The following is a 23,579-nucleotide window of genomic DNA, read 5'->3' on the forward strand; positions in this document are numbered from 1 at the left end:
TTATTCCCAATAAAAATCAACGTGTTGCGCGGGTTTTTACGTAGTCGCCGGGCGCGTCTCCCAGAACTGGATGATCCGAATCGCCAAAATCACGCGCCGGAATCTGCTTGCCGGACCGCGAAGAAAGCCACTTGTCCCAGCGTGGCCACCAAGAGCCTTCGTGGAAAGTGGCGCCTTCCATCCAATCGTCCGCCGCCAGCTTATTGTCGGCATTGGTATAGTGGCCATACTTCTTCTTGCTGGGCGGATTGACGATCCCGGCGATGTGACCGGACTCAGATACAATAAAGGTTTTTGACCGACTCTTGGTTTGCTGGAACCCGTTATAGCAATCCTTCCAGCGGGCAATATGATCGGTTTCGCACGTGATTGAGCAAAGTGGCACGTCCACATCATTCAACGTGAGCCTCTCTCCACAGAACTCAACGCCACCGTCGGCAAACTCGTTGCCTTGACACAGCTGGCGTAGATACTGATGCGCCATCTTGCCCGGGAGCCCAGACCCATCGCCATTCCAGTAAAGCAAATCAAAGGCGGGTGGCGTTTCTCCCATCATGTAGCTCTTGATCGCAGGGCCATAGATAAGGTCATTAGACCTCAGAAAGCTGAATGTGCGCTGCATAATGAAAGAGCGCAGCAATCCTTCTTCTTCGATTTCCTTGTCGATGCCATCGATAAAGTCGTCCTGAAGGAACGGCGTAAACTCACCTTGATCGGCAAAATCGGTCAGCGCGGTAAAGAAGGTGGCCGACTTGATCGATTTGTCGCCTCGCTTCTTCATAAGCGATAGCGTCAAGTGCAGCGTCGTTCCGGCGATACAATACCCAACCGCATTGACCTGTTTCTGTTTGGTTATCTTCTTGGTCTCAGAGATGGCGGTGACAAACCCCTCTTCAATGTACTCGTCCATGCCGACATCAGAATGGGACCGGTCTGGATTAATCCAGCTCACCACAAAGACAGTATAACCCTGATCGACACACCACCGGATCAAACTGTTAGATTCCTTGAGATCAAGAATGTAATACTTGTTGATCCACGGCGGAAAAATAAGCAGTGGCACTTCGTGTACTGTCTCAGTTGTGGGCGAAAACTGAAGCAATTCGAACATGCGATTGCGGAACACCACCTTGCCGGGTGCCGTGGCGATGTTGCGGCCAATCTCAAACGCTTCTTCGTCAGCAAGGCGCACAATCATCTCGCCATTGTTGGCTTCCAGATCATGGATCAGGTTTTCCAACCCATCAATCAGCGACTGACCTTCGGTTTCGACCGCTTTTTCAAGCGCGTCCGGATTTGTCCCCAGAAAATTGGTCGGCGCCATCATGTCGACGATCTGACGCGCGAAATACTCTATCCGCTGCTTGTCTTTCGGCTCCATGCCTTCCAGCTCGGTCACAGCCGTCTCAATCGCCTGCGCGTTCAGCATGTATTGCTGCTTGAGATAATTGAAATATGGGTGCGATTGCCACATCGGATTGGAGAATCGACGGTCGCTAGGTGTTTCATCCTGCGGTGCAGCAATTTGGCCCTTCATCAGCACGTTCTGCGCATCAATATAGTGTTTTACCGACTTGCTCCACAACTCTAGCTGGTTTTCCAGCACCTTTCCTGGATTATTGATCATCTCCTGCCAATACGCTCCAGCGGCGTTCATGAATACATCCGGCTCCGGGGAATTTAGGTCTTTCCTCAATGGCTTATGTCGACTCATGACTTCAACCAACCGACGGGAAAGCTGCTCAACCTTGGTCAAATTTTCGTTCAAGCGTTCAAAATTTTCGCCTGTTTCGCTCTCATTTGTTGTCATAATAAATAATTCGCCCTATTCTCGCCGCTACGCAGCATTCAATTCAACACCCTGCCAGACTTAAGTACAGGCGGGGATTTGGGGTTGCATACCTTGGGGTAAAGGAGACGCACATGCGATACATGGCCACGTACGACCTGATGGAAACAATCCGCAACACCAATCAATGGATGGGCGCGACGGCTTCCGCGATGGCGTCCTACCCGATGTTTGCGATGGTGCCGAACCCCGCTTTCAGCTGGATGGCTGCATGGGGCGAGGTCACAGAACGCACGTTCCAACGTATGGTCGTAAAGCCGGACTGGGGCATCCGCACATTTACTTGCGAAGACGGTAAAGACCACTTGGTCAATATCGAGCCCGTCGTAGAACGGCCCTTTGGCGACTTGTTGCATTTCAACGTTTCCGGTCGTGAAGAACAGCCACGCAAGGTGTTGCTGGTTGCTCCTATGTCCGGTCACTATTCTACCCTTTTGCGGTCTACTGTCAAAAGCCTATTGGTGAATTGCGAAGTCTACATCACAGATTGGCACAACGCCCGCGACATCCCTGTTTCCGAAGGGAAATTCGACATAGAGGATTACACACTCTATCTCGTCGACTTCCTCAAGGCCCTTGGTCCCGAGACCCATGTCATCGCCGTATGCCAGCCCGCCCCGCTGACACTCGCTGCGACCGCCTATCTGGCTGAGGAAGATCCCAGCGCACAACCCCGCTCGCTCACTTTGATTGGTGGCCCGATCGATCCAAATGCTGCCGCTACGGATGTTACCGATTTTGGCCATCGCGTGACAATGGGCCAGCTTGAAGAAATGATGATCCAGCGTGTCGGCTTTAAATATCCCGGTGTGGGTCGCATGGTTTATCCGGGCCTGCTCCAGCTCGCGTCGTTCATGTCGATGAATGGAGAGCGTCACACAGGCGCATTTGTGGATCAAATTCAACGTGTTATGCGCGGCGAAGCTTCTGATCACGACGCTCACAACCGGTTTTATGATGAATATTTGGCCGTCATGGATATGCCCGCCGAATTCTATCTTTCAACTGTCGAGCGCATTTTCAAGAATGGCGAAATTGCCGCCAACGAATTTGTGGTCGCCGGTCGCAAAGTTGATATCGGCAAGATCACAACCGTCGCCGTGAAAACCGTTGAGGGTGCCAAGGATGACATTACCGCGCCCGGTCAATGCGTGGCCGCGCTCGATATGTTGACCGGCCTGCCAGACGACAAAAAGGCAAGCCACGTGGAACCCGGTGCGGGTCACTATGGCATCTTTGCTGGCAAAAGCTGGCGCAACAATATCCGCCCGCTGGTGCTGGACTTTATTGATGCAAATTCTGGCGCGCCTAAAAAAGCGGCGACCAAAGCCAAAATCGCAGCGGTCTGAAAACAGAACTTTGATCAGGACGTTTGCGCGTCCTGATCACCCTTTGCCAGCCAGTCTCCCAGAATTGCGGAAACAGCCTTCGGGCGTTCCAAGGTTGGGAAATGCCCGGCCTCCTCAATCAAATGCAGCTCTGCCGTCGGGATCAGCTCGGCCATGAAACTGTGCCGTTTTGGCGGCGTCAGCTGATCATGTTCACCACACATCACCAACGCTGGCACCTTGCATTGTCGCAAGGTTTTTTGCTGATCCGGACGTCTCTGCATGGCACGTGCTTGTCGAATGAACAGGTCTGCCCCCAATCCCATCCCCATCTCGTGAAACCGCGCCAGAATTTGCGCGCGCCCTACTCCGGGCGCGAGATAATCTGGTCGCATGAACGACCGCAACACCTCGTCCAGCTTTCCCGCCATCGCACCGACAATCCACGGTTCGTACTCCGCGGCCCCTGCAGGCGTTTCCGGCAAGGGCGACGTATCCATCAGCGCAATCCGCGTCACCCGTTCAGGCGCGCGACGCAGAATATCCATCGCAACCATGCCCCCCATGCTAAAGCCCGCCAGCGCAAATCGCTCCGGCAGTTGGTTCAAGAGCATGGCCGCCATGTCTTCGATCCGCTCACCCAATGTTGGCACCGCAATCATAACAGCACGGTCCAGCGTCAGTTTGAGGATCTGATCCTCAAACACGCGTGCGTCGCACATCATACCCGGGATCAAGACCAACGGATCGTGCATGGAAACACTTCCTTAAAATGACTAATCAATTGTTAAGGAAATGCCCCGGAATAGCGGCCAAGGTCAACTGCCTTGATCCGTATTCCCATAGCCATTCCACCGAAATGCGCCCTCTTCTGACAGCGGCGAAAACGGATTATGCGCCACCTCCCAGACATGCCCGTCTGGATCGGCAAAATAGCCAATATGCCCACCCCAGAAAATGTCAGCGGCGGGTTTGATGATCCGCCCACCGGCCGCTTCCGCGCGCGCCAGTATTGGCGCAACATCGCTCGCGGCGCGCACATTATGGGCAAACGTAACCCCCGAGAACCCGCCGATGTCATCAGGCGACAGCCCCATGTCTTCGGCCAGTTTATCGCGTGGATAAAGGCCCAGAGTTTGGCCAATCAGGTCAAAAGCGATCACGCCATCAGGGCTGTCCACTCTCCCCCATCCTAGCGCCTCATAGAACGCGGCAGACGCCTCCAAATCGTTGACCGCCAATGTAATCAGGCTGATCCGTTGTTGCATAAATCCACTTTCAGTCATTTCTCTAATCCGCTGATAAATTTCACAAAACTTCTAACTGCTTCGCCATTTTGCCCCGGCGACAGGATGTCTCCAGCAATAACATGGGCGTTTGGGTCCATTCCCTCTGCTTCCGCGTCGCGCTGGGATATTGTGACGGTGCCACCCCAGCCCTCCAACACGTCCCGCGTTACTTTGGCCGACACCACTTTGTCTGCGTCCGAGAACCAAAAAAGAGTTGGGATATCGACACTGGAATAATCCTTTTCGGCGGCATGTTTCACCAAGGCCGCCATCTGGAATATCGCCGTGCTCGGATAAGATGTCGTCCAATATTGGCCATGGTCCTCGTTCTGTGGTGTCCATGAACGTTCCTTGCCCCCCAAAATGGGCACCCATTGCCTCGCTGCTGGCAGAGTCAACAGGGGGGCCAGCGGATCATTTATGCCAAAATTGGGCGAGATCAGGATCGCGCCTTTGACGTCGCGCATCGCGTCTTCCTGGTCAAGCATTGCAGCGACAACAGTGCCCCCGGTAGAGGTTGCAATGAGCACAACTTCTTCGGCAGTTATGCGTGCGATTTCAATCACTTCCGACACATCGTTCACCCAATCCTGCACCCGCGCATTCGCCAGCGCTGCGCCGTCTCGGCCGTGCCCATTCAATCTGGTAAAAACCAGATTGGCACCCAATTCTTTGGCCACCCGGTCCGGCACCGGGCGTATCTCTTCGGACGTTGCCGAAAACCCGTGCACATACACAATCGCCAAATCAGTTTTTACGTCTTTTCCAAGCGCCCAGATCACCCGTTTCTCAACACCCGCTATCAGATCGTTAAACCGCGCTTCTTGCGTCGCGAAATACACGTCGACATCATCGCCAACTGCGCTTGCATCAAAATCCGGTTGCACAGAGATTTTTTCATAGGGTCCCAAAAACGCCATCGCGCAACCAATCCCCAGCACGGACAACAGCACTCGCCCCAGGAATTTTCCAAACACCTTCATAGGCTTGCCGTAGAAAGCTCAATCACTTCTTCAACCTGCGCCTCGATCAGTGCCAGGCATTCCTCATCCGAAAACCGGTGGTCTTTGCCCTTTGCCAGCAACAGGCGCATGTCCGGCCCTTCCGCATGATCTAACAAGCGCAGCGCAGTTTCAGAGGACACCGCCGTATCCTCGGAGCCTTGCAAAAACCGCGTCGGGAAACCGAGCGTCAGCGACGTTCTCAAAACCAGCTGATTGCGGCCATCCTCAATCATGCGACGGGTGATAATATAGGGCTCCATGTAATCTGAAGGCAACGCAACCTGCCCCACCTCGGCCAGCTCCGCCTTTTGCGCATCGGTAAAATTCGCCCAATACCCATCCTCTGTGAAATCCGGCGCGGCCGCGATTGTCACCAGCCCGGCAAGGCGTTCGGGCATGGCGCGTGCCAGCAAAAGCGCCTGCCACCCCCCCATGGAAGACCCAACCAGCACCAGCGGCCCCTTGGTCAGTGCACTTACAGCTGCAACACTGTCCTCATGCCAATCCCCGATACAGCCATCCTCAAACGCGCCCGAACTCTCTCCATGCCCGGAATAGTCAAACCGCAGAAAGCTTTGCCCGCGCGCCTTGGCCCACGCCTCTAGCTGTATCGCTTTTGTGCCTTCCATGTCGGATTTCAGCCCCCCAAGGAACACCACCGTGGGCCCGCTCTCGCCGCTTTTGTGATAGGCAATGCGCCGTCCTTGGGGTGTTTCGAAATACTGCGTGGTGCTCATGCTGGTCCTCGTTCCTGTCTGCCACGACACTAGCGGCGTGATGTCGGACAGGAAAGACCGCTTGACTTGTGATCATGCCAAGGCGAAAACACGCGCCGAACCATATACCCGCAACCGGGCGTTCCGTGGGCGCCAAACTGACGAGGAGCTTGAGGCTAATGGCCGATATTTCCCTTACTTTTCCTGATGGTAACGCACGTTCTTACGAGAGTGGCATCACCCCTGCCGAGATCGCATCGTCGATTTCGACCTCACTTGCCAAAAAGGCGATCTCCGCCACTGTCGATGGCAAACACTGGGATCTTCAGTGGCCCATTGATGCGAATGCATCCATTGCCATCAACACGGTCAAAGATAATGACGCCGAAGCGCTTGAACTGATCCGTCACGATTGCGCGCATATCATGGCCCGTGCAGTGCAAGAAATCTGGCCCGACGTCAAAGTGACGATCGGCCCAGTGATCGAACATGGCTGGTACTATGACTTTGACCGTCAGGAGCCGTTTACCCCCGAAGATCTCGGTGCCATCGAAAAGAAGATGAAAGAGATCATCAACAAACGCGAACCTGTCACCACCGAAGTGTGGGATCGTGCCCGTGCGGTCAAACACTATGAGGACAATGACGAGCCTTACAAAGTAGAGTTGATCGACGCCATCCCAGGCGACGAACCGCTACGCATGTATTGGCACGGCGATTGGCAGGATCTTTGCCGCGGCCCTCACTTGCAACATACCGGTCAGGTGCCTGCTGATGCGTTCAAGCTGATGAATGTGGCCGGTGCCTATTGGCGTGGCGACAGCGATCGCGCCATGCTGCAACGCATCTACGGCGTGGCGTTCAAGAACAAAGAGGATCTAAAGGCCCACCTTCACATGCTGGAGGAGGCAGAGAAACGTGATCACCGTCGTCTCGGCCGCGAAATGAACCTGTTTCATTTGCAACCCGAAGCACCGGGTCAGATTTTCTGGCACCCCAATGGCTGGACCATCTACACGATGCTACAGGACTATATGCGCCGCGCTCAGTCGCGTGGCGGTTATGTCGAGGTGAACACCCCCCAAGTTGTTGACCGCAAGCTGTGGGAGGCTTCGGGCCACTGGGAGAAATATCAGGAAAACATGTTTATCGTCGAAGTGGACGAGGAACATGCGCGTGAGAAAGCGATCAACGCTCTCAAGCCGATGAACTGCCCCTGCCACGTTGAGATTTTTAAACAGGGTCTAAAATCCTATCGCGACCTGCCCCTACGCATGGCTGAGTTTGGCTCTTGCGCGCGCTACGAACCATCGGGCGCGCTGCACGGTATCATGCGCGTGCGCGGCTTTACGCAGGATGACGCACATATCTTCTCGACTGAGGAACAGATCGGTGACGAATGCGCCGAGTTCATCCGCTTCCTGTCGGCGGTCTACAAGGATCTTGGCTTTAAAGAGTTCAGAATTCTGTTCTCTGACCGCCCAGAAAACCGCGCCGGAAGTGATGAAGTCTGGGACAAGGCCGAAGCCGCGCTGCTAGAGGCAACCCGTGCGGCGGGTGTCGAGCCGGAAATGAACCCCGGCGAAGGGGCATTCTATGGCCCCAAGCTGGAATTCAGCCTTACGGACGCGATTGGTCGGGTCTGGCAATGCGGCACCTTCCAGGTGGATTTTGTTCTACCAGAACGTCTGGACGCAAGTTACATCGGCGCGGATGGTGAAAAACACCGCCCCGTCATGCTGCACCGTGCCTGCCTTGGCTCGTTTGAGCGTTTTATCGGTATCCTGATCGAGGAACACGCTGGTAAACTGCCGTTCTGGATTGCACCGCGTCAGGTGGTTGTCGCCGCTATCGTGTCTGATGCGGATGACTATTGTCTGGAGGTGGTTGCCGCCCTCAAGGCCGCTGGCGTGCGTGCCGAGGCGGACCTGCGCAATGAAAAGATCAACTATAAAGTCCGCGAACATTCGGTGGGCAAGGTGCCGGTGATCCTCGCCATAGGTAAGAAAGAGGTGGAAGAACGCACCGTTTCGACCCGCCGCCTTGGAGAAAAGCAAAGCAAAGTCCAGACTTTGGACGAAATCGTGAGCCAATTGTCACAAGAGGCAACACCACCAGACTTGGCCTGATCGATTCTGCAACATTCCAACAGGCGCGTCGTAACAATCCCGGCGCGCCTGTTTCAGTTTTGGCCCCATTTCAACGTTCCAGCACAGGAATCCTCACGAATTCGTCACGTCACCTAACGCGTCCGTGACACACGTCGCCGTGACTAGCTTTTGGTAACGAGTATGGCCTAGTCTCTATACATGCCACGACGCAAGTGGCCGAGTTTCAAAAACCGAAAGGGAATAGAAAATGTCGAAAACTGTTCAAACCCTCGCCGTTGCAGGCGCCGTTGCCGCCGCATTGACCGCCCACGCGACCACCGCTTCAGCAGCGGGCCAGGAAAAATGCTACGGTGTTTCGCTGGCTGGTCAGAACGATTGCGCAGCCGGCCCCGGCACCACTTGCGCCGGCACTTCGACTGTTGATTATCAGGGCAACGCATGGACGCTGGTTGACGCCGGCACCTGCGCAGAAATCGAACTGCCAACACTGGCAGACGGGTCTGCACGCACCGGCGCGCTTGAGCCGCTGGATCGCGACATCCCAAGCTGATCTACTGGTCGGGTCCGGAAGCATCCCACATTCTGGGCCCCCCCACCAAATCAAGCACTCACAAATTGATCGCTTGTAACCTTCTGGGGCCTATTACTGGTTGCGTATCTATGTTTTTGCAGGCGGCCACCTGACCGCCTAATGCCCACCTGATCCGGAGACCGATCATGTTTGATGCATCGACACGCCCCACGACCCTGCCCAATGCCCCTGGCGTTGGCTACAAAGCTCAGCATTACACCGATCTCACAAATGATCCCGGCCATGTGGCGTGGCTTGAGATTCACGCTGAAAACTATATGGGCGCCGGTGGCCGTCCACTTGCTCAGCTGCGCCATCTTTCGGAACGGTTCGCCATTTCAATGCATGGTGTTGGCCTGTCCATTGGCGGCGAAGGCCCTCTGGACGGCGACCATCTGGCTCGTCTAAAGCACCTGAACAACTGGTTGCAACCTGTTGTTTTTTCTGAACATCTCGCTTGGTCCACGCATGACGGTGCGTTCCTGAATGACCTGTTGCCGCTGCCCTACACCAAGGACACGCTGACCCGCGTCAGCGATCACATCGACCAACTGCAAAACACGATTGGTCGCCAGATGATGTTGGAAAACCCGTCCAGCTATCTGGCTTTTGCCGAAAGCACGTGGTCCGAACCCGATTTCCTGCGCGAAGTGTCAGACCGCACCGGATGCGGCCTGTTGCTTGACGTGAACAACGTCTTTGTGTCTGCGACCAACCTCGATTACGACCCCCGCGCCTACATCGCGGAGTTCCCTTTGGACAAGGTCGGTGAAATCCACCTTGGCGGCCATGACGAGGACGAAGACGAGCACGGTCATGTGCTGTTGATCGACAGCCATGGCAAGCCTGTGGTCGATCCGGTATGGGCGCTGTTGGACCACGTTTTATCCTTGTCCGGGCCGCGTCCCATCCTGATCGAATGGGACAATGACGTGCCCGAATGGGGCGAACTACATGCCGAGGCCGCGCGCGCGTCCAAAGCACTAGAGCAGGTCGCGGTATGACCGCCACAGTGTCCCAAACAACCTTTCGCACCGCCATTTTGAACGGCCAGTCCGACCGGCCTCTTGGCTTGACCGACGCGCAGGGGCGCGCGGCTGGGCGTCGGTTTGACGTCTATCGCAACAATGTCGCAGTCTCACTGACCGAAGCGCTCGAAACCGGGTTTCCGGCCATTGCCAAATTGCTTGGGGCAGAAAACTTCAAGGCAATTGCCGGAATGTTCTTACGACAGTACCCGCCCAGCTCCCCTCTTATGATGCACTACGGGGCCGAATTTCCCGACTTCCTTCAAGGCATCAAACAGCTGTCCCATCTTGGCTATCTGCCGGATGTCGCCCGGCTCGAACTGGCATTGCGCCGCGCCTATCACGCCGCAGATGCCTCACCGATTGCCGCAGACGCGCTTGCGGCCATCCCCCCGATGGAGCTTGGCGCGGTTGCCTTTGAATTTGCACCTGCCGTCGCGCTGCTCAGATCACAATGGCCCGTGCACGCACTCTGGGCCTTCAATCTTGCGGATGGCCCAAAGCCTCAGGCGGTGGCTCAGGATGTGCTGATCCTGCGCCCTGAATTTGACCCGGAACCGCACGCCCTTGCACCCGGCTCGGGCGCGTGCGTCGATACGTTAATGCACGGCGCCACATTGGGCGACGCCGCAGCTCAAGGGACAGCCGCAGCAGACGATTTTGACCTCAGCGCGCTTTTGGCGCTCTTGCTGAACGGTCAAGCCATCACAAAAATCACAATAAAAACATGAACTATCGGAAGGGCCCATGAACACACTTCTTGCACTCTACAACGGCATATTTGGCCGCCTTGAACGTCAGGAATGGCTTTTGCCAACCTTGGCGCGCTTCGTATTTGCCGCCACTCTAGTTGGCTATTTCTGGAAATCCGGCCTGACAAAACTCGGCGATGGCATCTTTGGTATCTTCAGCCCAAGCACTGGCGCCTACGCACAGATTTTCCCCAAGGCGATCGAAGCCGTTGGCTATGACGCCAGCCAACTGTCCTTCTTTCACTGGCTAGTCGTATTTGGTGGCACTGTGGCAGAATTCATCCTGCCTCTGCTGATCATTATCGGTCTTTTAAGCCGTCTTTCAGCGATTGGCATGATCGGATTTGTCATCGTTCAGACACTGACCGACCTTTACGGTCACCATCTGATCGATGATCCTAAATCCGTCGGTGCCTGGTTTGACCGTTTCCCCGATAGCATCCTGATGGATCAACGCACCTTCTGGATCTTTGTTCTGCTGGTAATCGTGGTCAAAGGTGGCGGTCCATTGTCTGTAGACCACATTCTAAAAAAGCGTTTCCAAGAGTAAGAAAACTAGAAATGCGCTTTCTCTTCGTCGGGCTGACCTGCGGCTATTGCCAGAACGCCGCCCAGCCCGGCGAAACTGATCGGGAACATGGTAAACGCGTTGAACCCAAACGCGGCGTACATGCCCCCCGCTGAGATCAACAGCAACACCCCACCCCACAACGCCCGCGACCGCGCCATCGCACCGCCGACAATCGCACATAACGGCGCCAAAAGCGCGCCTGCACGCACCAATCCGATATTGTCGACCTGCTCGGCCACATCCGGCACCTCGCCAAAGCGATTGATCACCTCAGTATAGCCCCAGCCAAAAAATCCGACGATCATGCCTATAACACCGGCAATAATTCCCAGGGTCAGCGCAGCGTTTCGCATCTGTGTCTCCTCGTTAACGCTCAGATCACATAAGGCCTGCGCACGCCTTATCCAAGCTCGGCTTCTACTTTGGCTGACCAGCCCAGATACAGCACCCCATCACGCTCGATCAACGGCCGCTTCATCAATGTCGGATGCTCGTTCAGCAACTCGAGCGCCGGTCGCGCCCGCTCCGACTCGGACAATCCGCGCCACGTAGTCGACCGAGAATTAACCAAAGCGTCGCCAAAAGTGGCATAGGCCTGTTCCAGAACCTGCGGCGGTACACCATCCGCGCGAACGTCCAAAAAATCCACATCATTCAATACTTTCAATGCCTTGCGGCACGTATCACAATTTTTCAACCCAAATAGACGTGTCAATTTCGACGCTCCCTTCTGCCTTGTGTGACGCAACCATTTTCCGATTCTGCGCGAGTTTTGCTTGCTTTTTACATTGCAAGTGCAATTCTGCCAGCGGAACATTTGAAAATAGCGCCCCACAATTTTCGGGCGGCACCAAAAATGTGCCCTGTGCACACGATGCGCGGAACTTAAGTGAATAAAAGGAGAACGGTATGCCACGCGGTACCGTAAAGTGGTTTAATACAACCAAAGGCTACGGATTTATTGAGCCAGAAGACGGCGGCAAAGACGTCTTCGTACATATTTCAGCTGTTGAACGTTCAGGTCTCAAAGGTCTGACAGACAACCAAAAAGTCGAATTTGAAATGTCCCAAGGTCGCGATGGTCGTGACATGGCCGGCGACATCAAACTGATTTGACAGGATAGGGGCGCGAGATCAGCGCCCCTCTCACTCGACAGCTATGAACACCCTTTGACACCAGCGGGGCAACTGCTGGAGCGATAGTGGTGTCTCTTGCCACCTGCCCGGTTGTAAAACGGTTCGGTCGTGTTCGGCTGCCCGCAACAGATGACACCGCCAATCGTCACTGGCTGAAGTCCAGCCGGGCAGTAATTTGCGCTTGCGGGATAGGGTTGAATCAAAACACCTTCGGGCTGATTGACTGGCCCGATATTGGGTGCATTGCTGCTCCATTGCTGTGCCATGGCGGGCATGGCCGACAACGCAAGCGCAGCGGCGATGTAAGACAATTTCTTCATGAGACAATGGCTCCAATTGCTGCAACACACTTGTTAATCGTCCTAGCCTAGTGCGGCGCATGGGAAACTGTCAATTTCTCAAACGGAAACAATATGTTTCGCTGCGCCGTTCTTTGGGCATTCGAAGCGTTCGAAAACCGCTCTGCTACCTTGGGGTCAGCTGTCGATCATCTCTTTGAACTCACGCCACTCACGTGCGCTCATCCCGCTTGTGTCCTGATCGACGGTTTCACCTTTGATCATACGGCGCAGACAATCGACCATCTGGGCCGACATCGTGACCGCACCCATGCGATAATCTTCGAAAGCCCGGTACGCCGCGGGAACCCAATCCGCAACCACATTACAGATCGCGTCCGCATAAACGCGGATCTCGTATTGCGCATGCGCATCCGCACGCAACCGCAAGAAATGCAGAAGGTTATGCAAGTCAACTTTCCAATACCACTGGGTGTAGATATTGGCTGGCAGATTCATGCGTGCCAGCTCGCGAGCCAGACCTTCTTGTCCGTCCTGACTGATCATCGCCTGATAATTGTCATAGCTGCGTGCGCTATCCGCCTTGAGGATTTCCAGAACACGCGCGGCTTCTTCCCCCTCCAGCGCACCACCGCGGCCTTGGTTATTGACCGCGGATTGCGCGGCAATATTTTCGGGTGCGGGAATGTAAAACTCTCGGTCCAAAATCGAATACCGCGCCGAATACTCGTTCACATTGGCGGTCCGGTGACGAATCCACTGACGCGCTACAAATACTGGCAGTTTGACGTGCAATTTGATTTCGCACATCTCAAACGGCGTCGAATGCCAGTGCCGCATCAGATAGCGGATCAGCCCTTCGTCGTTTTGAACGCTCTTGGTGCCTTTGCCATAGCTGACCCGCGCCGCCTGACAAATGGCTGCGTCGTCGCCCATATAGTCGATGACGCGCACAAACCCATGATCCAGCACCGGAATCGCGTGATACAGATGCTTTTCCATCCCCTCGCTGACAACGCGCAAAGTCTCACTTGGATTAGAGCGCAGCTCATCAATTTCGGCGTTTTGTTCTGGCGTCAGCGACATATCAGGCGATTCCCCTGTGAATCTGTTTGCGTTTTGCGCCACTATATCTTGCGGATGCGGTTCATGAAACCGCATGTTGTGCTTAACGGGTCCTTGCTCACCTTCTCCTCTAACGTGATCGGCACTGGATTTTACGGGCCAGTTGAGGTTTTGTTGGCGCAAACAATCATCAAAGGAAAACACGATGCGCGTCAAATATCTTCACACGATGGTTCGGGTCGCTGACCTGGAAAAATCCATCGCGTTTTACAATCTTCTCGGGCTGAAAGAAACCAGGAGACACGAAAGCGAAGCCGGACGGTTCACGCTCTTGTTTCTGGCCGCTGACGGCGACCACGATTGCCCGCTCGAGCTGACCTATAACTGGGACGGCGACGAGGGGCTGCCCAGCGACAGCCGCCATTTTGGCCATCTCGCCTATGAGGTCGAGAATATCTATGACCTGTGTCAACACCTGATGGACAACGGTGTGACCATCAACCGTCCACCGCGTGATGGTCACATGGCCTTTGTGCGCTCACCCGACAATGTGTCGATCGAGCTTTTGCAAGCCGGCGAAAGCCTGGCCCCCGCCGAACCTTGGGCCAGCATGGAAAACACAGGACACTGGTGATCCGCGCGCTTGCCACTGTGGGGCTGGCGCTTGTGTGCCAGCCCGCCCTTGCGGTTGAGTGTCGATTGGCGCTGGTTTTGGCGCTGGATGTGTCCTCCTCGGTGGATGATACAGAAGACGCGTTTCAAAGAAGAGGACTTGCGTCTGCGCTGATTGCTCCCGAAGTACGCGCCGCGATACTCGGCGCGCCTCAGCCCATTGCCCTCGCAGTGTTCGAATGGAGTGGCCGCTACAATCAAAAATTACTGCTCGACTGGGCGCTGATAGAGTCATCGTCCACTCTCAACGCGGCCGCCAAGATCATCGCCACATCCGAAAGATCAACTAAGGAGTTTCCAACAGCTCTTGGCCACGCAATGGGCTATGCCGCAGGGCTGCTGCGTCGCGCACCCGACTGTCATGCGAAAACTATCGACGTGAGCGGCGACGGTAAGAATAACGAAGGCTATATGCCGCAACAGGCTTATGCGCATTTTCCGTTTAATGGCGTAACAGTCAACGGGCTCGCCATCGAAACAGCAGGCACAACCGGCGCCGCATTTTCCAACCTGCCAACAACAATCGCAGATTATTACTGGGAAAACTTGCTGCACGGGCCGGGCGCATTTCTGGAAATCGCCGACGGATTCGAAGATTTTGAGCGCGCAATGCGGCGCAAGTTAGAGCGAGAATTGCGCCCCGCCGCACTGTCTCAGCTGGTGACACCGCCGTGAAACCACTGCTTGCTCTTGCCTTCATGATCGCGACAGCCCTGCCCGCCCATTCCGGGTGCCGACAGGCGCTGGCGCTTGGGCTGGATGTGTCCGGCTCGGTCGATGCGCAGGAATATCAGCTGCAATTGCAGGGGCTTGCCGGTGCTTTGCAACATGACGAGGTCCAATCCGTTTTACTGGCGATGCCTTCCCATCCGGTTCGGCTGGCAGTGTTTGAATGGAGCGGACCAGATGATCAACGTGTCTTACTGCCTTGGACCGAAGTTGTTGACCCCGCGTCTCTCACTGCAATCACACGCTCTTTGTCCACGACCCAGCGAACGCAAATGGATCCGTCAACCGCGCTTGGCTCTGCCAAACAATTTGGCGCCGCGTTGCTGGATCATCACCCGGAATGCTGGAAACGCACGCTTGATCTTTCGGGCGATGGGTTTTCCAATACCGGCCCCCTGCCCCGGGATGTAAAGATGCCAGGCGGGCAAACGGTGAACGCCCTGGTGATCGGCTCGGACGACGCGCCACAAGGTGACACACGCCAAACTGACATTGCCGCCTTATCGAGCTATTTTCACGCATGGGTGATCGAGGGCCCGGACGCCTTTGTTGAAACGGCACTGGGATTCGCCGATTTCGAACGCGCCATGGTGCGCAAGCTGAAACGTGAGTTGCAGGGCCTGTCTCTTGCAACAGGCCCTGCCGCCCCCATAACCCGCAATCACTAAACAAAACCCTGCGTGCAACAATCGGGTCACGGCACACAGTCAGTAGATGTATCGAATTTGGTCGGTCCAATAGCGTTCGACACGTCGCAATGCATGGGTGATCTCTTCGATCCCCTCTGGCCCCAATACGCCCTTAGACTTCAGCCCCTCGGCGTGCCGCTCAAACAGACTGCCCACGATATCTCGAATGCGGCGGCCTTCCTCGGTCAACCGAACGCGCACGCTACGCCTGTCGATTTCACAGCGCTGGTGGTGCATGTATCCCATCTCGACAAGCTTTTTCAGATTGTAACTGACATTGCTGCCTTGATAATACCCGCGCGATTTCAACTCCCCCGCGGTCACCTCGTTGTCGCCGATATTAAACAGCAACAACCCCTGAACGGCGTTGATTTCTAAAACACCAACCCGTTCAAATTCATCCTTGATCACATCCAGCAACAGGCGGTGCAATCGTTCCACCAGTGCCAGGGAGTCCAGATAGCCCGCCATGAAACCCTGATCCGGATTTCCCCCCATGGATGTATGAAAGCTCATCTTCGTCTCCGACTAACTCATTGTGCTAGGGAAACTGACGGATAAAGCCGAACAATCAGTTAAGTATGGCCCAGACCTATAAAATGCGAGCTATTCAGGCCCACTTATTGCTTGGGATATGTCGGTGATCATCGCACGAAATCGCTCGGGCGCCGGCTTTTGCCCCGTAACCCATTGATATAAATCCTGATCGTTCTCGTGCAACAGCGCGTCGTACATATCCAGTGTCACAGCGTCCATCTGGGCAAGATTGTCATCCGCATAGCGTTCAAGGATGATATCCATCTCCTTGATCCCACGCCGCATCGAGCGCATTTTCATGCGCTTGAGACGATTCTCCCTTGTTTCAGACATTCTCGGCAACCCGTTTGCGAAGCGCTTTCTCAACGCGCGCCAACCGATCCAGATCAGATTTAATGCGCGTGCGGATATCGCGCAAATCGCCCAACAGATCGATCAAGGCCTGATCTTCCAATGGCGCAACCTCGTCAGGTGCATCAACCCCGTCGCCGTCACCCGTCAGCAACCAGCCAACCGAAACATTCAGCAACCCGGCCATCATCTGCAATCTGTTTGCACGGGGTTCGGACAGGTCTTCTTCCCAATCCACTATGGTGGATTTTTTAACTCCTAACCGCTTGGCAAACTCGGCAGGTTTCAGCCCGGCCGCGTCACGTGCCGCCGCAAGGCGATCCCCGAACGTGGCGACATCGCCGCCATACCACTCTTCGGTCTCGACATTCTGAACAACTTCTTCCTGCACGGATCAATCCTCACTTAATGTTCCCGCTTGAACGGGTTTCGCGCGCACCCTAAGACATGGGGGCATTGAACACAAACGAGGTCCGCCATGTCTTTCCTGTCTGAGACACTTTCACGCGTCAAACCGTCTCCGACCATCGCTGTCACCACGCTCGCGGGCGAACTCAAGGCGGCGGGCAAGGATGTGATTGGCCTTGGCGCAGGCGAGCCGGATTTTGACACACCTGCCAATATCAAGGCGGCAGGTATCGCCGCGATTGAAGCGGGCAAGACCAAGTACACAGCGCCCGACGGCATTCCGGAACTCAAGCAAGCGATCTGCGACAAGTTCGCCCGTGAGAACGGCCTCAACTATACTCCACAGCAAATATCTGTCGGAACGGGTGGCAAACAAATCCTCTATAATGCCCTCATGGCAACACTCAATCCCGGCGACGAGGTTGTGATCCCCGCGCCCTATTGGGTCAGCTACCCCGATATGGTGCTGCTGGCAGGCGGCACGCCTGTGATTGCTGCGGCAACGTTGGAAAACAGTTTCAAGATAACCCCCGACCAGCTAGAGGCCGCGATCACACCCAAAACCAAATGGCTGATCTTCAACTCTCCGTCCAACCCAACCGGCGCCGGCTATTCCCTCGCCGAGCTCAAGGGGCTAACGGACGTCTTGATGCGGCATCCTCACGTCTGGGTGATGACCGACGATATGTATGAACACCTCGCCTATGACGATTTCGAATTCTGCACCCCAGCTCAGGTCGAACCTGGCCTTTATGAGCGCACACTGACATGCAACGGCGTGTCCAAGGCCTACGCCATGACGGGTTGGCGCATTGGTTATGCAGCTGGTCCTGTCGAGTTGATTGCGGCCATGCGAAAAATTCAGTCGCAAAGCACCTCAAACCCCTGCACGATCAGCCAATGGGCCGCGATCGAAGCCCTGAATGGCCCGCAGGACTTTCTTGTCACCAACAATGTAACATTCAAACGTCGCCGCGACCTTGTTGTGTCGATGCTGTCTGAGATTGACGGTATCACTTGCCCCGTGCCCGAAGGTGCATTTTACGTCTACCCATCCATCGCCGGGCTAATCGGAAAAACGACACCAGATGGCACGGTGATCAGTAACGACGAAGCTTTCTCGCGCGCATTGTTGGAAACCACCGGTGTTGCGGTTGTCTTTGGCGCGGCATTTGGGCTGTCACCAAACTTCCGGGTCAGCTATGCCACTTCGGATGAGGCTTTGAAAGAAGCCTGTACGCGCATCCAGAACTTCTGTGCCGAACTGACATGACATCCAAGCTGATCACTGCCAACATGCTGCGCATATCGAATACGTTGCGCGGACTGGAAGACAAGGACCCAAGATGAGCTCAGACCTGCCCGAATTTTTCTTCCGCGTGCGCGAAAATGGTGCCGCTGTGTTCCACGTTGACACCGAAAACCGACAGCGCCGGATCGAGATGGATCAGATTGCTGTGGTTAACATTAAAAATGGCGAGATCAAACCTCACGGTGATCACACCCTTTCGCCTGCCGAAGTTAATGGCATTCGCGTCTGGATGGAAGAGCGCCGCGCGCTATTGGCCGCCCGCGCGATGGACGACATTCATCGTGCCGTGGATCACCTGAATCTGACCACCCAATGGGCGCAATCCAAGGCGACCGACGAACAACTCGACGAAATCACCGATACGTTGTTGCTGGCAATGCATGATCTGCGCTCGGTGCTGGTGCGTAAAAAGGCTGATCGACTGGTTAAGGGCCGCAAATAAAGCGCTCCCGCCCCATGTCAAAGCATCAAAGATGCTCGGACAAGTGTTGGGCATGGCTCAGCGAAGCTGAGCCTGTTGGGGCGCTGCCCCCTTCGAAAGCCAGACGGCTTTCAAATTCCCCCGGGGTATTTTTCCAACATTGAGGAAGACTAGCTTTTGATCTTCTCAATGTTCAGAAATACCCGAATACCAAACCCATCATTTACACAGAGGGGAAAGAGTGCAGATTACTCTTCTGCTTGTGCATCTGCGCGGCTTTTGCCGGCGACATCCAGCGCGAGCGTTGCCGCCATAAACCCATCAAGATCACCATCCAGAACGCCTTTGGTGTCGCTGGTTTCGTGGTTGGTACGCAGATCCTTGACCATTTGATAGGGCTGCAGGACATAAGAGCGGATCTGGTTGCCCCAGCCCGCATCGCCCTTGGCCTCATGCGCCTCGTTGATTGCAGCGTTGCGGCGGTCCAATTCTTGCTGATAAAGCCGCGATTTAAGGGCTTTCATCGCGATATCGCGGTTCTGGTGCTGCGATTTTTCTGAACTTGTCACGACAATACCGGTTGGGATGTGTGTAATCCGCACTGCCGAATCCGTCGTATTCACGTGCTGACCACCGGCACCAGAAGACCGATACGTATCAATCCGGATATCGGACGGGTTCACATCGATCTCGATATTGTCATCGACAACTGGATAGACCCAGACCGAGCTGAAAGACGTATGCCGCTTAGCCGCAGAGTCATAAGGCGAAATACGCACCAAACGGTGAACCCCGCTCTCGGATTTCAGCCAGCCATAGGCGTTATGCCCGGAAATCTTGTAAGCTGCCGATTTGATCCCGGCCTCTTCACCAGCCGTCTCGGATTGCAGCTCAACCTTATAGCCTTTCTTCTCGGCCCAGCGGATATACATCCGCGCCAACATGCTGGCCCAGTCGCAGCTCTCGGTGCCACCCGCGCCCGAGTTGATCTCGAGGAACGTGTCATTGCCATCCGCCTCGCCGTCCAACAGCGCTTCAAGTTCCTTTTCAGCCGCCTTGACGGCCAGGGCTTTCAACGCCTCTTCAGCGTCCTTGATGACCTCGTCATCTTCTTCCATCTCACCCAGTTCGATCAGCTCGACATTGTCGTTCATGTCAGTTGTGATCGACGTCACCATCCCCATGGCATCCACAAGGTTCTGACGCTCGCGCATCAGTTTCTGGGCGCCATCCGGATCGTTCCACAGATCAGGATCTTCAACCTGCGCATTAAATTCTTCCAACCGGTATTCCGCTGTTTCCCAATCCAGCCGTTGGCGCAACAGGGCCAGCGACTTTTCGATTTCGGCAACGGTGTTCTGGGCTTCGGCGCGCATCGGTCGGCTTTCATTTCAAATTGTCAGATCAAGGTGATAGACCAGCGCGCAAGGCGCGGCAAGCGGTGGCGCGGCGAAAACACCTGCAATCTGGTCCCGAGGACGCCCGGACAGGGCGGAGGAGGTTCTCCGCCGCAAAATACGCCTAGTAGAGACCGCCCGAACTGACCGAACCAAAGTCCGCTTTGGGGCCCACAACAGCCTTGCGTCCGGTTGACGTGGTCACCTCACGCCCGCCATAGCGCTCAACCTCTTCGACCAGTGGCAGGTTGGATCCCATAGCAAAACCGCCATCGTAAGTAATGCCAAACACCGGCTCTTCGCCGTCGCGGAAATACTCGGCAACCACCTGCGCACCGCCGGCATCATCAGACAACCGTGCGCCTGTGAAACGGTCAATCTTGATGAAACGTCCACCCGGAGGCACACGGAACTTACCGCCGCCATACTTCTTGATCGCTTCTTCCATAAATTCCTGAAACACTGGACCACAGGTTGTGCCGCCATAGGTTCCCCGACCCAGCGGGCGCGGACGGTCGTGGCCAATGTAACACCCGGCGACGAGGGTCGACGTAAAGCCGACAAACCAAACATCCTTGGCCTCGTTTGTGGTGCCCGTTTTGCCCGCAACAGGTACGGGCAGCTTGATCTGGCTGCTGGCCGTACCGCGTGTCACCACGCCCTGCATCATCGAGGTCAGCTGATAGGCGGTGATCGGGTCCATGACCCGCTCGCGATTGGTCACGATCCGCGGGCCGCGTGTATCTGGGATACCGGGATCAGCACATTCTTCGCACACGCGTTGGTCATGGCGGTAGATGGTATTGCCATAGCGATCCTGCACCCGGTCCACCAATGTTGGTTCCACCCGCTCGCCCCCATTGGCGAACATCGCATAAGATGCCACCATCTGGTACAGCGTGGTCTCATCCGCGCCCAGCGAGTTGGCCAGAAACTGGCCCATCTGGTCGTAAACGCCAAACCGCTCGGCGTAATCCGCCACCACGTCCATACCGATTTCCTGCGCCAGTCGAATGGTCATCAGGTTCCGGCTCATCTCAATGCCGGTCCGCATCGGGGTCGGTCCGTAAAACTTGTTGGTCGAGTTGCGCGGACGCCAAAGGCCCTGCGGTGTATCAATCTCGATCGGCGCGTCGATCACAATGGTCGCCGGGCTGTATCCACTGTCCAGCGCCGCCGCGTAGACAAAGGGTTTAAAGCTTGATCCCGGCTGGCGTTTGGCCTGCGTGGCGCGATTAAACACAGAATCCTGATAGGAAAAGCCACCCTGCATCGCCACAACACGCCCGTTGTTGACGTCCATCGCCATAAAGCCGCCCTGCACTTCGGGCACCTGCCGCAGCGACCAGCGCACAAAGGATCCATCGTCATCCTTGGTGATCGCACGCACCAACACGACGTCCCCGACATCGACCAGATCACCGGCCACACGCGCCTTGCGGCCCAGATCGCCGCCGTCCAACAGCTTGCGCGCCCAGGTCACATCCTTGGCCGTGATCCAATGGCCGTCCGCATCATCCTCGACACCTTCAATGCCGATACGCGCATCGTTCGTGCCCATTTCCAGCACCACCGCCGGATACCACTGGCCATCAAGATCAACATCGCGAGGCAGCTCCAGCGCGGCCAGTGCCTCACGCCATGCCGCGTCGTCGCTCAGCAAAGCCACGTCCAGAACCTGCCCCGTGCCGCGCCATACACCACGCGACCGGTCATATTTCTCCAAGGCGTGGCGCAGCGCCCGCGCCGCCACCTGCTGCAACTCTGGGTCAACCGTCGCCCGCACCGTCATCCCACCCGAGAAAAACTCGTCCTCGCCAAAATCCCTGCTCAGCTGGCGGCGAATTTCATCCGAAAAATAATCGCGCGGCGGCATTTCTGTTTTGTAGCTCAGGAAATCGCCATTCTGCACCGAGCTCAGCGGCTTGGCGCGCTCTGCCTCGTACACAGCCTGCGTGATATAGCCATTCTCTTCCATCTCGCGCAGCACAAAGTTGCGCCGATCCAGCACACGTTCCTTGTTGCGCACCGGATGGAACCGGCCCGGAGCTTTGGGCATCGACGCCAATGTGGCTGCTTCATGCGGCTCCAGCTCGGTCAGGTTCTTATTGAAATAGGTCTGTGCCGCCGCCGCGACGCCATAAGAATTCTGACCAAGGAAAATCTCATTCATATAGAGCTCAAGAATCTGGTCCTTGGTCAGCGTCTCTTCGACACGTGTCGCCAGAATGATTTCCTTTATCTTGCGCTCAATGCGCCGATCCCCCGACAGCAGGAAGTTCTTCATCACCTGCTGGGTGATTGTCGACGCCCCGCGCACGTTCTGGCCCCGGCTCTGCACCGCCTCAACCGCTGCCGCGGCAATACCGCGCGCGTCATAGCCGCCATGGCTGTAAAAATTCTTGTCTTCCGCTGAAATGAACGCCTCTTTCACCATATCCGGAATTTCATTGGCGGGCACAAACAGGCGGCGTTCCTTGGCGAACTCATCCATAATCCGCCCCTCGCCCGAATAAATCCGGCTGATGGTGGGCGGCTTATACTGGGCCAGGCTCTCGTGACTGGGCAATTCGCGCCCGTAAATCCAGAACACGGCACCAATCGACAAGGCGATGACAGCAACGCTCATCGTCAAAAGGGTAAAAATACCCCCGAAAAAGGATAGGATGAATCGGATCACCGCTCGCGCCCCCTAAAGCCCGCATCTCAAGACCCCTCTATATAAACGCTTTTGCGCAGGGTCAAAACACGAACCTGTTCCCGTTGGGCACCTTATTGCCGTTTTCGCGCTCATTGCGGCCCGCGACGTGGCTCAGAACACCACATGCCGCGACGTCACCGTCAGGTGGCCGCGTCGTAAGCGGTAAACACATCCGCAGCACCGTCGCGTCTCATCAACATGACATCATATGCTTCACGCGCGCTTTCCGGCCCCATACCCGGCGAGCCGATGGGCATACCCGGCACAGCCAATCCGATAGCGTCCGGGCGCTCTGTCAGCAGGCGCCAAACATCTTTGGGCGGCACATGCCCCTCGATCACATAATCATCCACAATCGCCGTGTGGCAGGATACCATGTCTTGGTTCACGCCATTCTCGGCCTTAAACCGCGCCAGCGTTTCCCAATCCGCATCAAAGGGTTTCACCTCGAACCCGGATTGCCTCATAATCTCGATCCATGCCCCACAGCACCCGCAACCGGGATCCTTCATGACCTGAACCATAGGCCGCGTTGACGCTGCGACCGAACCTGCGCTGACCAACGTCAGGCTGGTGACGCCCTGCAAAAAATTGCGACGTGTAACCAAAGATCGAGCCATTGAATGTCCTTCCCTGTTGCGC

At 55.7% G+C, this 23,579-nt stretch carries 27 protein-coding genes; 12 read left to right on the top strand and 15 right to left on the bottom strand.

Features of this window, described 5'->3' with window-relative positions:
* Positions 1-16 precede the first annotated feature (16 nt).
* Positions 17-1,810, bottom strand: coding sequence for a PHA/PHB synthase family protein (locus CLV88_RS01005; protein ID WP_106606505.1), 1,794 nt, complete (start codon positions 1,808-1,810; stop codon positions 17-19).
* Between the two features lie 113 nt (positions 1,811-1,923).
* Here CLV88_RS01005 and phaZ point away from each other — a divergent pair, with 113 nt between their 5' ends.
* Positions 1,924-3,198, top strand: coding sequence for a polyhydroxyalkanoate depolymerase (phaZ, locus tag CLV88_RS01010; RefSeq protein WP_106606506.1), 1,275 nt, complete (start codon positions 1,924-1,926; stop codon positions 3,196-3,198).
* A 14-nt stretch (positions 3,199-3,212) separates the two neighbouring features.
* On the opposite strand, the gene CLV88_RS01015 is transcribed toward phaZ, so the two are convergent.
* The 4 genes from CLV88_RS01015 to CLV88_RS01030 all read right to left on the bottom strand — a co-directional run bounded on the left by CLV88_RS01015 (position 3,213) and on the right by CLV88_RS01030 (position 6,207).
* The gene (locus tag CLV88_RS01015; RefSeq protein ID WP_106606507.1) at positions 3,213-3,932 is read right to left on the bottom strand and encodes an alpha/beta fold hydrolase; all 720 of its coding nucleotides are present in this window, start codon (positions 3,930-3,932) and stop codon (positions 3,213-3,215) included.
* A 63-nt stretch (positions 3,933-3,995) separates the two neighbouring features.
* Positions 3,996-4,445 carry a VOC family protein gene (locus CLV88_RS01020; protein ID WP_106607043.1) on the bottom strand — a complete coding sequence of 150 codons (450 nt, stop codon included), beginning with the start codon at positions 4,443-4,445 and terminating at the stop codon, positions 3,996-3,998.
* Positions 4,446-4,459: 14 nt separating this feature from the next.
* Positions 4,460-5,449 carry an alpha/beta hydrolase gene (locus CLV88_RS01025; protein ID WP_106606508.1) on the bottom strand — a complete coding sequence of 330 codons (990 nt, stop codon included), beginning with the start codon at positions 5,447-5,449 and terminating at the stop codon, positions 4,460-4,462.
* Positions 5,446-6,207 carry an alpha/beta fold hydrolase gene (locus CLV88_RS01030; RefSeq protein ID WP_106606509.1) on the bottom strand — a complete coding sequence of 254 codons (762 nt, stop codon included), beginning with the start codon at positions 6,205-6,207 and terminating at the stop codon, positions 5,446-5,448. The genes CLV88_RS01025 and CLV88_RS01030 overlap by 4 nt, the downstream gene beginning before the upstream one ends.
* Positions 6,208-6,365: 158 nt before the next feature.
* Between CLV88_RS01030 and thrS the strand changes: the two genes are divergently transcribed.
* From thrS to CLV88_RS01055, 5 genes are all read left to right on the top strand, one after another.
* Positions 6,366-8,315, top strand: a complete 1,950-nt coding sequence (thrS, locus tag CLV88_RS01035; protein ID WP_106606510.1) for a threonine--tRNA ligase — start codon at positions 6,366-6,368, stop codon at positions 8,313-8,315.
* A 229-nt stretch (positions 8,316-8,544) separates the two neighbouring features.
* Complete coding sequence (locus CLV88_RS01040; RefSeq protein ID WP_106606511.1) at positions 8,545-8,847, top strand: BufA1 family periplasmic bufferin-type metallophore; 303 nt, start codon at positions 8,545-8,547, stop codon at positions 8,845-8,847.
* 167 nt (positions 8,848-9,014) lie between these two features.
* Entirely contained in the window at positions 9,015-9,872 is an 858-nt protein-coding gene (bufB, locus tag CLV88_RS01045) for an MNIO family bufferin maturase (protein ID WP_106606512.1), read from the top strand.
* On the top strand, positions 9,869-10,627 hold the full coding sequence (locus CLV88_RS01050; RefSeq protein ID WP_106606513.1) for an HvfC/BufC N-terminal domain-containing protein: 759 nt from the start codon (positions 9,869-9,871) through the stop codon (positions 10,625-10,627). The genes bufB and CLV88_RS01050 overlap by 4 nt, the downstream gene beginning before the upstream one ends.
* A gap of 16 nt (positions 10,628-10,643) precedes the next feature.
* Positions 10,644-11,198, top strand: coding sequence for a DoxX family membrane protein (locus tag CLV88_RS01055; protein WP_106606514.1), 555 nt, complete (start codon positions 10,644-10,646; stop codon positions 11,196-11,198).
* Between the two features lie 5 nt (positions 11,199-11,203).
* Here CLV88_RS01055 and CLV88_RS01060 read toward each other — a convergent pair whose 3' ends face one another.
* Positions 11,204-11,572 carry a hypothetical protein gene (locus tag CLV88_RS01060; RefSeq protein ID WP_106606515.1) on the bottom strand — a complete coding sequence of 123 codons (369 nt, stop codon included), beginning with the start codon at positions 11,570-11,572 and terminating at the stop codon, positions 11,204-11,206.
* A gap of 47 nt (positions 11,573-11,619) precedes the next feature.
* Entirely contained in the window at positions 11,620-11,934 is a 315-nt protein-coding gene (locus CLV88_RS01065; RefSeq protein ID WP_243403530.1) for an ArsC/Spx/MgsR family protein, read from the bottom strand.
* A 194-nt stretch (positions 11,935-12,128) separates the two neighbouring features.
* Between CLV88_RS01065 and CLV88_RS01070 the strand changes: the two genes are divergently transcribed.
* Positions 12,129-12,335 (top strand): cold-shock protein, encoded by a 207-nt coding sequence (locus CLV88_RS01070; protein ID WP_106606516.1) that lies wholly within the window; start codon positions 12,129-12,131, stop codon positions 12,333-12,335.
* Positions 12,336-12,376: 41 nt separating this feature from the next.
* Here the strand turns inward: CLV88_RS01070 and CLV88_RS01075 are convergent, their stop codons facing one another.
* Both CLV88_RS01075 and thyX read right to left on the bottom strand, forming a co-directional pair.
* Positions 12,377-12,676, bottom strand: a complete 300-nt coding sequence (locus CLV88_RS01075; protein WP_106606517.1) for a hypothetical protein — start codon at positions 12,674-12,676, stop codon at positions 12,377-12,379.
* Positions 12,677-12,832: 156 nt separating this feature from the next.
* On the bottom strand, positions 12,833-13,741 hold the full coding sequence (thyX, locus tag CLV88_RS01080; RefSeq protein ID WP_106607045.1) for an FAD-dependent thymidylate synthase: 909 nt from the start codon (positions 13,739-13,741) through the stop codon (positions 12,833-12,835).
* A gap of 184 nt (positions 13,742-13,925) precedes the next feature.
* Between thyX and CLV88_RS01085 the strand changes: the two genes are divergently transcribed.
* Genes CLV88_RS01085 through CLV88_RS01095 form a run of 3 tightly spaced genes read left to right on the top strand, consistent with a single transcriptional unit; the run spans position 13,926 to position 15,789 of the window.
* Entirely contained in the window at positions 13,926-14,354 is a 429-nt protein-coding gene (locus CLV88_RS01085) for a VOC family protein (RefSeq protein ID WP_106606518.1), read from the top strand.
* Entirely contained in the window at positions 14,351-15,067 is a 717-nt protein-coding gene (locus CLV88_RS01090) for a DUF1194 domain-containing protein (protein ID WP_106606519.1), read from the top strand. The genes CLV88_RS01085 and CLV88_RS01090 overlap by 4 nt, the downstream gene beginning before the upstream one ends.
* The gene (locus CLV88_RS01095; protein ID WP_341477137.1) at positions 15,064-15,789 is read left to right on the top strand and encodes a DUF1194 domain-containing protein; all 726 of its coding nucleotides are present in this window, start codon (positions 15,064-15,066) and stop codon (positions 15,787-15,789) included. The genes CLV88_RS01090 and CLV88_RS01095 overlap by 4 nt, the downstream gene beginning before the upstream one ends.
* A gap of 39 nt (positions 15,790-15,828) precedes the next feature.
* On the opposite strand, the gene CLV88_RS01100 is transcribed toward CLV88_RS01095, so the two are convergent.
* From CLV88_RS01100 to CLV88_RS01110, 3 genes are all read right to left on the bottom strand, one after another.
* The gene (locus CLV88_RS01100) at positions 15,829-16,326 is read right to left on the bottom strand and encodes a MarR family winged helix-turn-helix transcriptional regulator (protein WP_106606520.1); all 498 of its coding nucleotides are present in this window, start codon (positions 16,324-16,326) and stop codon (positions 15,829-15,831) included.
* Positions 16,327-16,416: 90 nt separating this feature from the next.
* Entirely contained in the window at positions 16,417-16,680 is a 264-nt protein-coding gene (locus CLV88_RS01105) for a succinate dehydrogenase assembly factor 2 (RefSeq protein WP_106606521.1), read from the bottom strand.
* Positions 16,673-17,089, bottom strand: coding sequence for a helix-turn-helix domain-containing protein (locus tag CLV88_RS01110; RefSeq protein WP_106606522.1), 417 nt, complete (start codon positions 17,087-17,089; stop codon positions 16,673-16,675). The genes CLV88_RS01105 and CLV88_RS01110 overlap by 8 nt, the downstream gene beginning before the upstream one ends.
* Positions 17,090-17,176: 87 nt before the next feature.
* Here CLV88_RS01110 and CLV88_RS01115 point away from each other — a divergent pair, with 87 nt between their 5' ends.
* On the top strand, positions 17,177-18,379 hold the full coding sequence (locus tag CLV88_RS01115; protein WP_106606523.1) for a pyridoxal phosphate-dependent aminotransferase: 1,203 nt from the start codon (positions 17,177-17,179) through the stop codon (positions 18,377-18,379).
* Positions 18,380-18,452: 73 nt separating this feature from the next.
* On the top strand, positions 18,453-18,860 hold the full coding sequence (locus tag CLV88_RS01120) for a hypothetical protein (protein ID WP_106606524.1): 408 nt from the start codon (positions 18,453-18,455) through the stop codon (positions 18,858-18,860).
* A gap of 227 nt (positions 18,861-19,087) precedes the next feature.
* Here CLV88_RS01120 and prfB read toward each other — a convergent pair whose 3' ends face one another.
* The 3 genes from prfB to CLV88_RS01135 all read right to left on the bottom strand — a co-directional run bounded on the left by prfB (position 19,088) and on the right by CLV88_RS01135 (position 23,557).
* Positions 19,088-20,215: a peptide chain release factor 2 gene (gene prfB / locus CLV88_RS01125; RefSeq protein WP_106606525.1), complete on the bottom strand. Its 1,128-nt coding sequence runs from the start codon at positions 20,213-20,215 to the stop codon at positions 19,088-19,090.
* 145 nt (positions 20,216-20,360) lie between these two features.
* Positions 20,361-22,916 (bottom strand): penicillin-binding protein 1A, encoded by a 2,556-nt coding sequence (locus tag CLV88_RS01130; protein WP_106606526.1) that lies wholly within the window; start codon positions 22,914-22,916, stop codon positions 20,361-20,363.
* Between the two features lie 161 nt (positions 22,917-23,077).
* Entirely contained in the window at positions 23,078-23,557 is a 480-nt protein-coding gene (locus CLV88_RS01135) for a DUF411 domain-containing protein (RefSeq protein ID WP_106606527.1), read from the bottom strand.
* Between the last annotated feature and the right edge of the window lie 22 nt (positions 23,558-23,579).

Source organism: Shimia abyssi (genome assembly GCF_003014475.1).
Taxonomy (GTDB): domain Bacteria; phylum Pseudomonadota; class Alphaproteobacteria; order Rhodobacterales; family Rhodobacteraceae; genus Shimia; species Shimia abyssi.

Coding starts and splice junctions, on each gene's coding strand:
- CLV88_RS01085 (WP_106606518.1), top strand. CDS start 13,926: ATGCGCGTCAAATATCTTCACACGATGGTTCGGGTCGCTGACCTGGAA.
- CLV88_RS01050 (WP_106606513.1), top strand. CDS start 9,869: ATGACCGCCACAGTGTCCCAAACAACCTTTCGCACCGCCATTTTGAAC.
- CLV88_RS01060 (WP_106606515.1), bottom strand. CDS start 11,572: ATGCGAAACGCTGCGCTGACCCTGGGAATTATTGCCGGTGTTATAGGC.
- CLV88_RS01075 (WP_106606517.1), bottom strand. CDS start 12,676: ATGAAGAAATTGTCTTACATCGCCGCTGCGCTTGCGTTGTCGGCCATG.
- CLV88_RS01005 (WP_106606505.1), bottom strand. CDS start 1,810: ATGACAACAAATGAGAGCGAAACAGGCGAAAATTTTGAACGCTTGAAC.
- CLV88_RS01015 (WP_106606507.1), bottom strand. CDS start 3,932: ATGCACGATCCGTTGGTCTTGATCCCGGGTATGATGTGCGACGCACGC.
- CLV88_RS01120 (WP_106606524.1), top strand. CDS start 18,453: ATGAGCTCAGACCTGCCCGAATTTTTCTTCCGCGTGCGCGAAAATGGT.
- CLV88_RS01040 (WP_106606511.1), top strand. CDS start 8,545: ATGTCGAAAACTGTTCAAACCCTCGCCGTTGCAGGCGCCGTTGCCGCC.
- thrS (WP_106606510.1), top strand. CDS start 6,366: ATGGCCGATATTTCCCTTACTTTTCCTGATGGTAACGCACGTTCTTAC.
- CLV88_RS01115 (WP_106606523.1), top strand. CDS start 17,177: ATGTCTTTCCTGTCTGAGACACTTTCACGCGTCAAACCGTCTCCGACC.
- CLV88_RS01070 (WP_106606516.1), top strand. CDS start 12,129: ATGCCACGCGGTACCGTAAAGTGGTTTAATACAACCAAAGGCTACGGA.
- thyX (WP_106607045.1), bottom strand. CDS start 13,741: ATGTCGCTGACGCCAGAACAAAACGCCGAAATTGATGAGCTGCGCTCT.
- CLV88_RS01025 (WP_106606508.1), bottom strand. CDS start 5,449: ATGAAGGTGTTTGGAAAATTCCTGGGGCGAGTGCTGTTGTCCGTGCTG.
- CLV88_RS01030 (WP_106606509.1), bottom strand. CDS start 6,207: ATGAGCACCACGCAGTATTTCGAAACACCCCAAGGACGGCGCATTGCC.
- bufB (WP_106606512.1), top strand. CDS start 9,015: ATGTTTGATGCATCGACACGCCCCACGACCCTGCCCAATGCCCCTGGC.
- CLV88_RS01020 (WP_106607043.1), bottom strand. CDS start 4,445: ATGCAACAACGGATCAGCCTGATTACATTGGCGGTCAACGATTTGGAG.
- CLV88_RS01135 (WP_106606527.1), bottom strand. CDS start 23,557: ATGGCTCGATCTTTGGTTACACGTCGCAATTTTTTGCAGGGCGTCACC.
- CLV88_RS01055 (WP_106606514.1), top strand. CDS start 10,644: ATGAACACACTTCTTGCACTCTACAACGGCATATTTGGCCGCCTTGAA.
- CLV88_RS01105 (WP_106606521.1), bottom strand. CDS start 16,680: ATGTCTGAAACAAGGGAGAATCGTCTCAAGCGCATGAAAATGCGCTCG.
- phaZ (WP_106606506.1), top strand. CDS start 1,924: ATGCGATACATGGCCACGTACGACCTGATGGAAACAATCCGCAACACC.
- CLV88_RS01100 (WP_106606520.1), bottom strand. CDS start 16,326: ATGAGCTTTCATACATCCATGGGGGGAAATCCGGATCAGGGTTTCATG.
- prfB (WP_106606525.1), bottom strand. CDS start 20,215: ATGCGCGCCGAAGCCCAGAACACCGTTGCCGAAATCGAAAAGTCGCTG.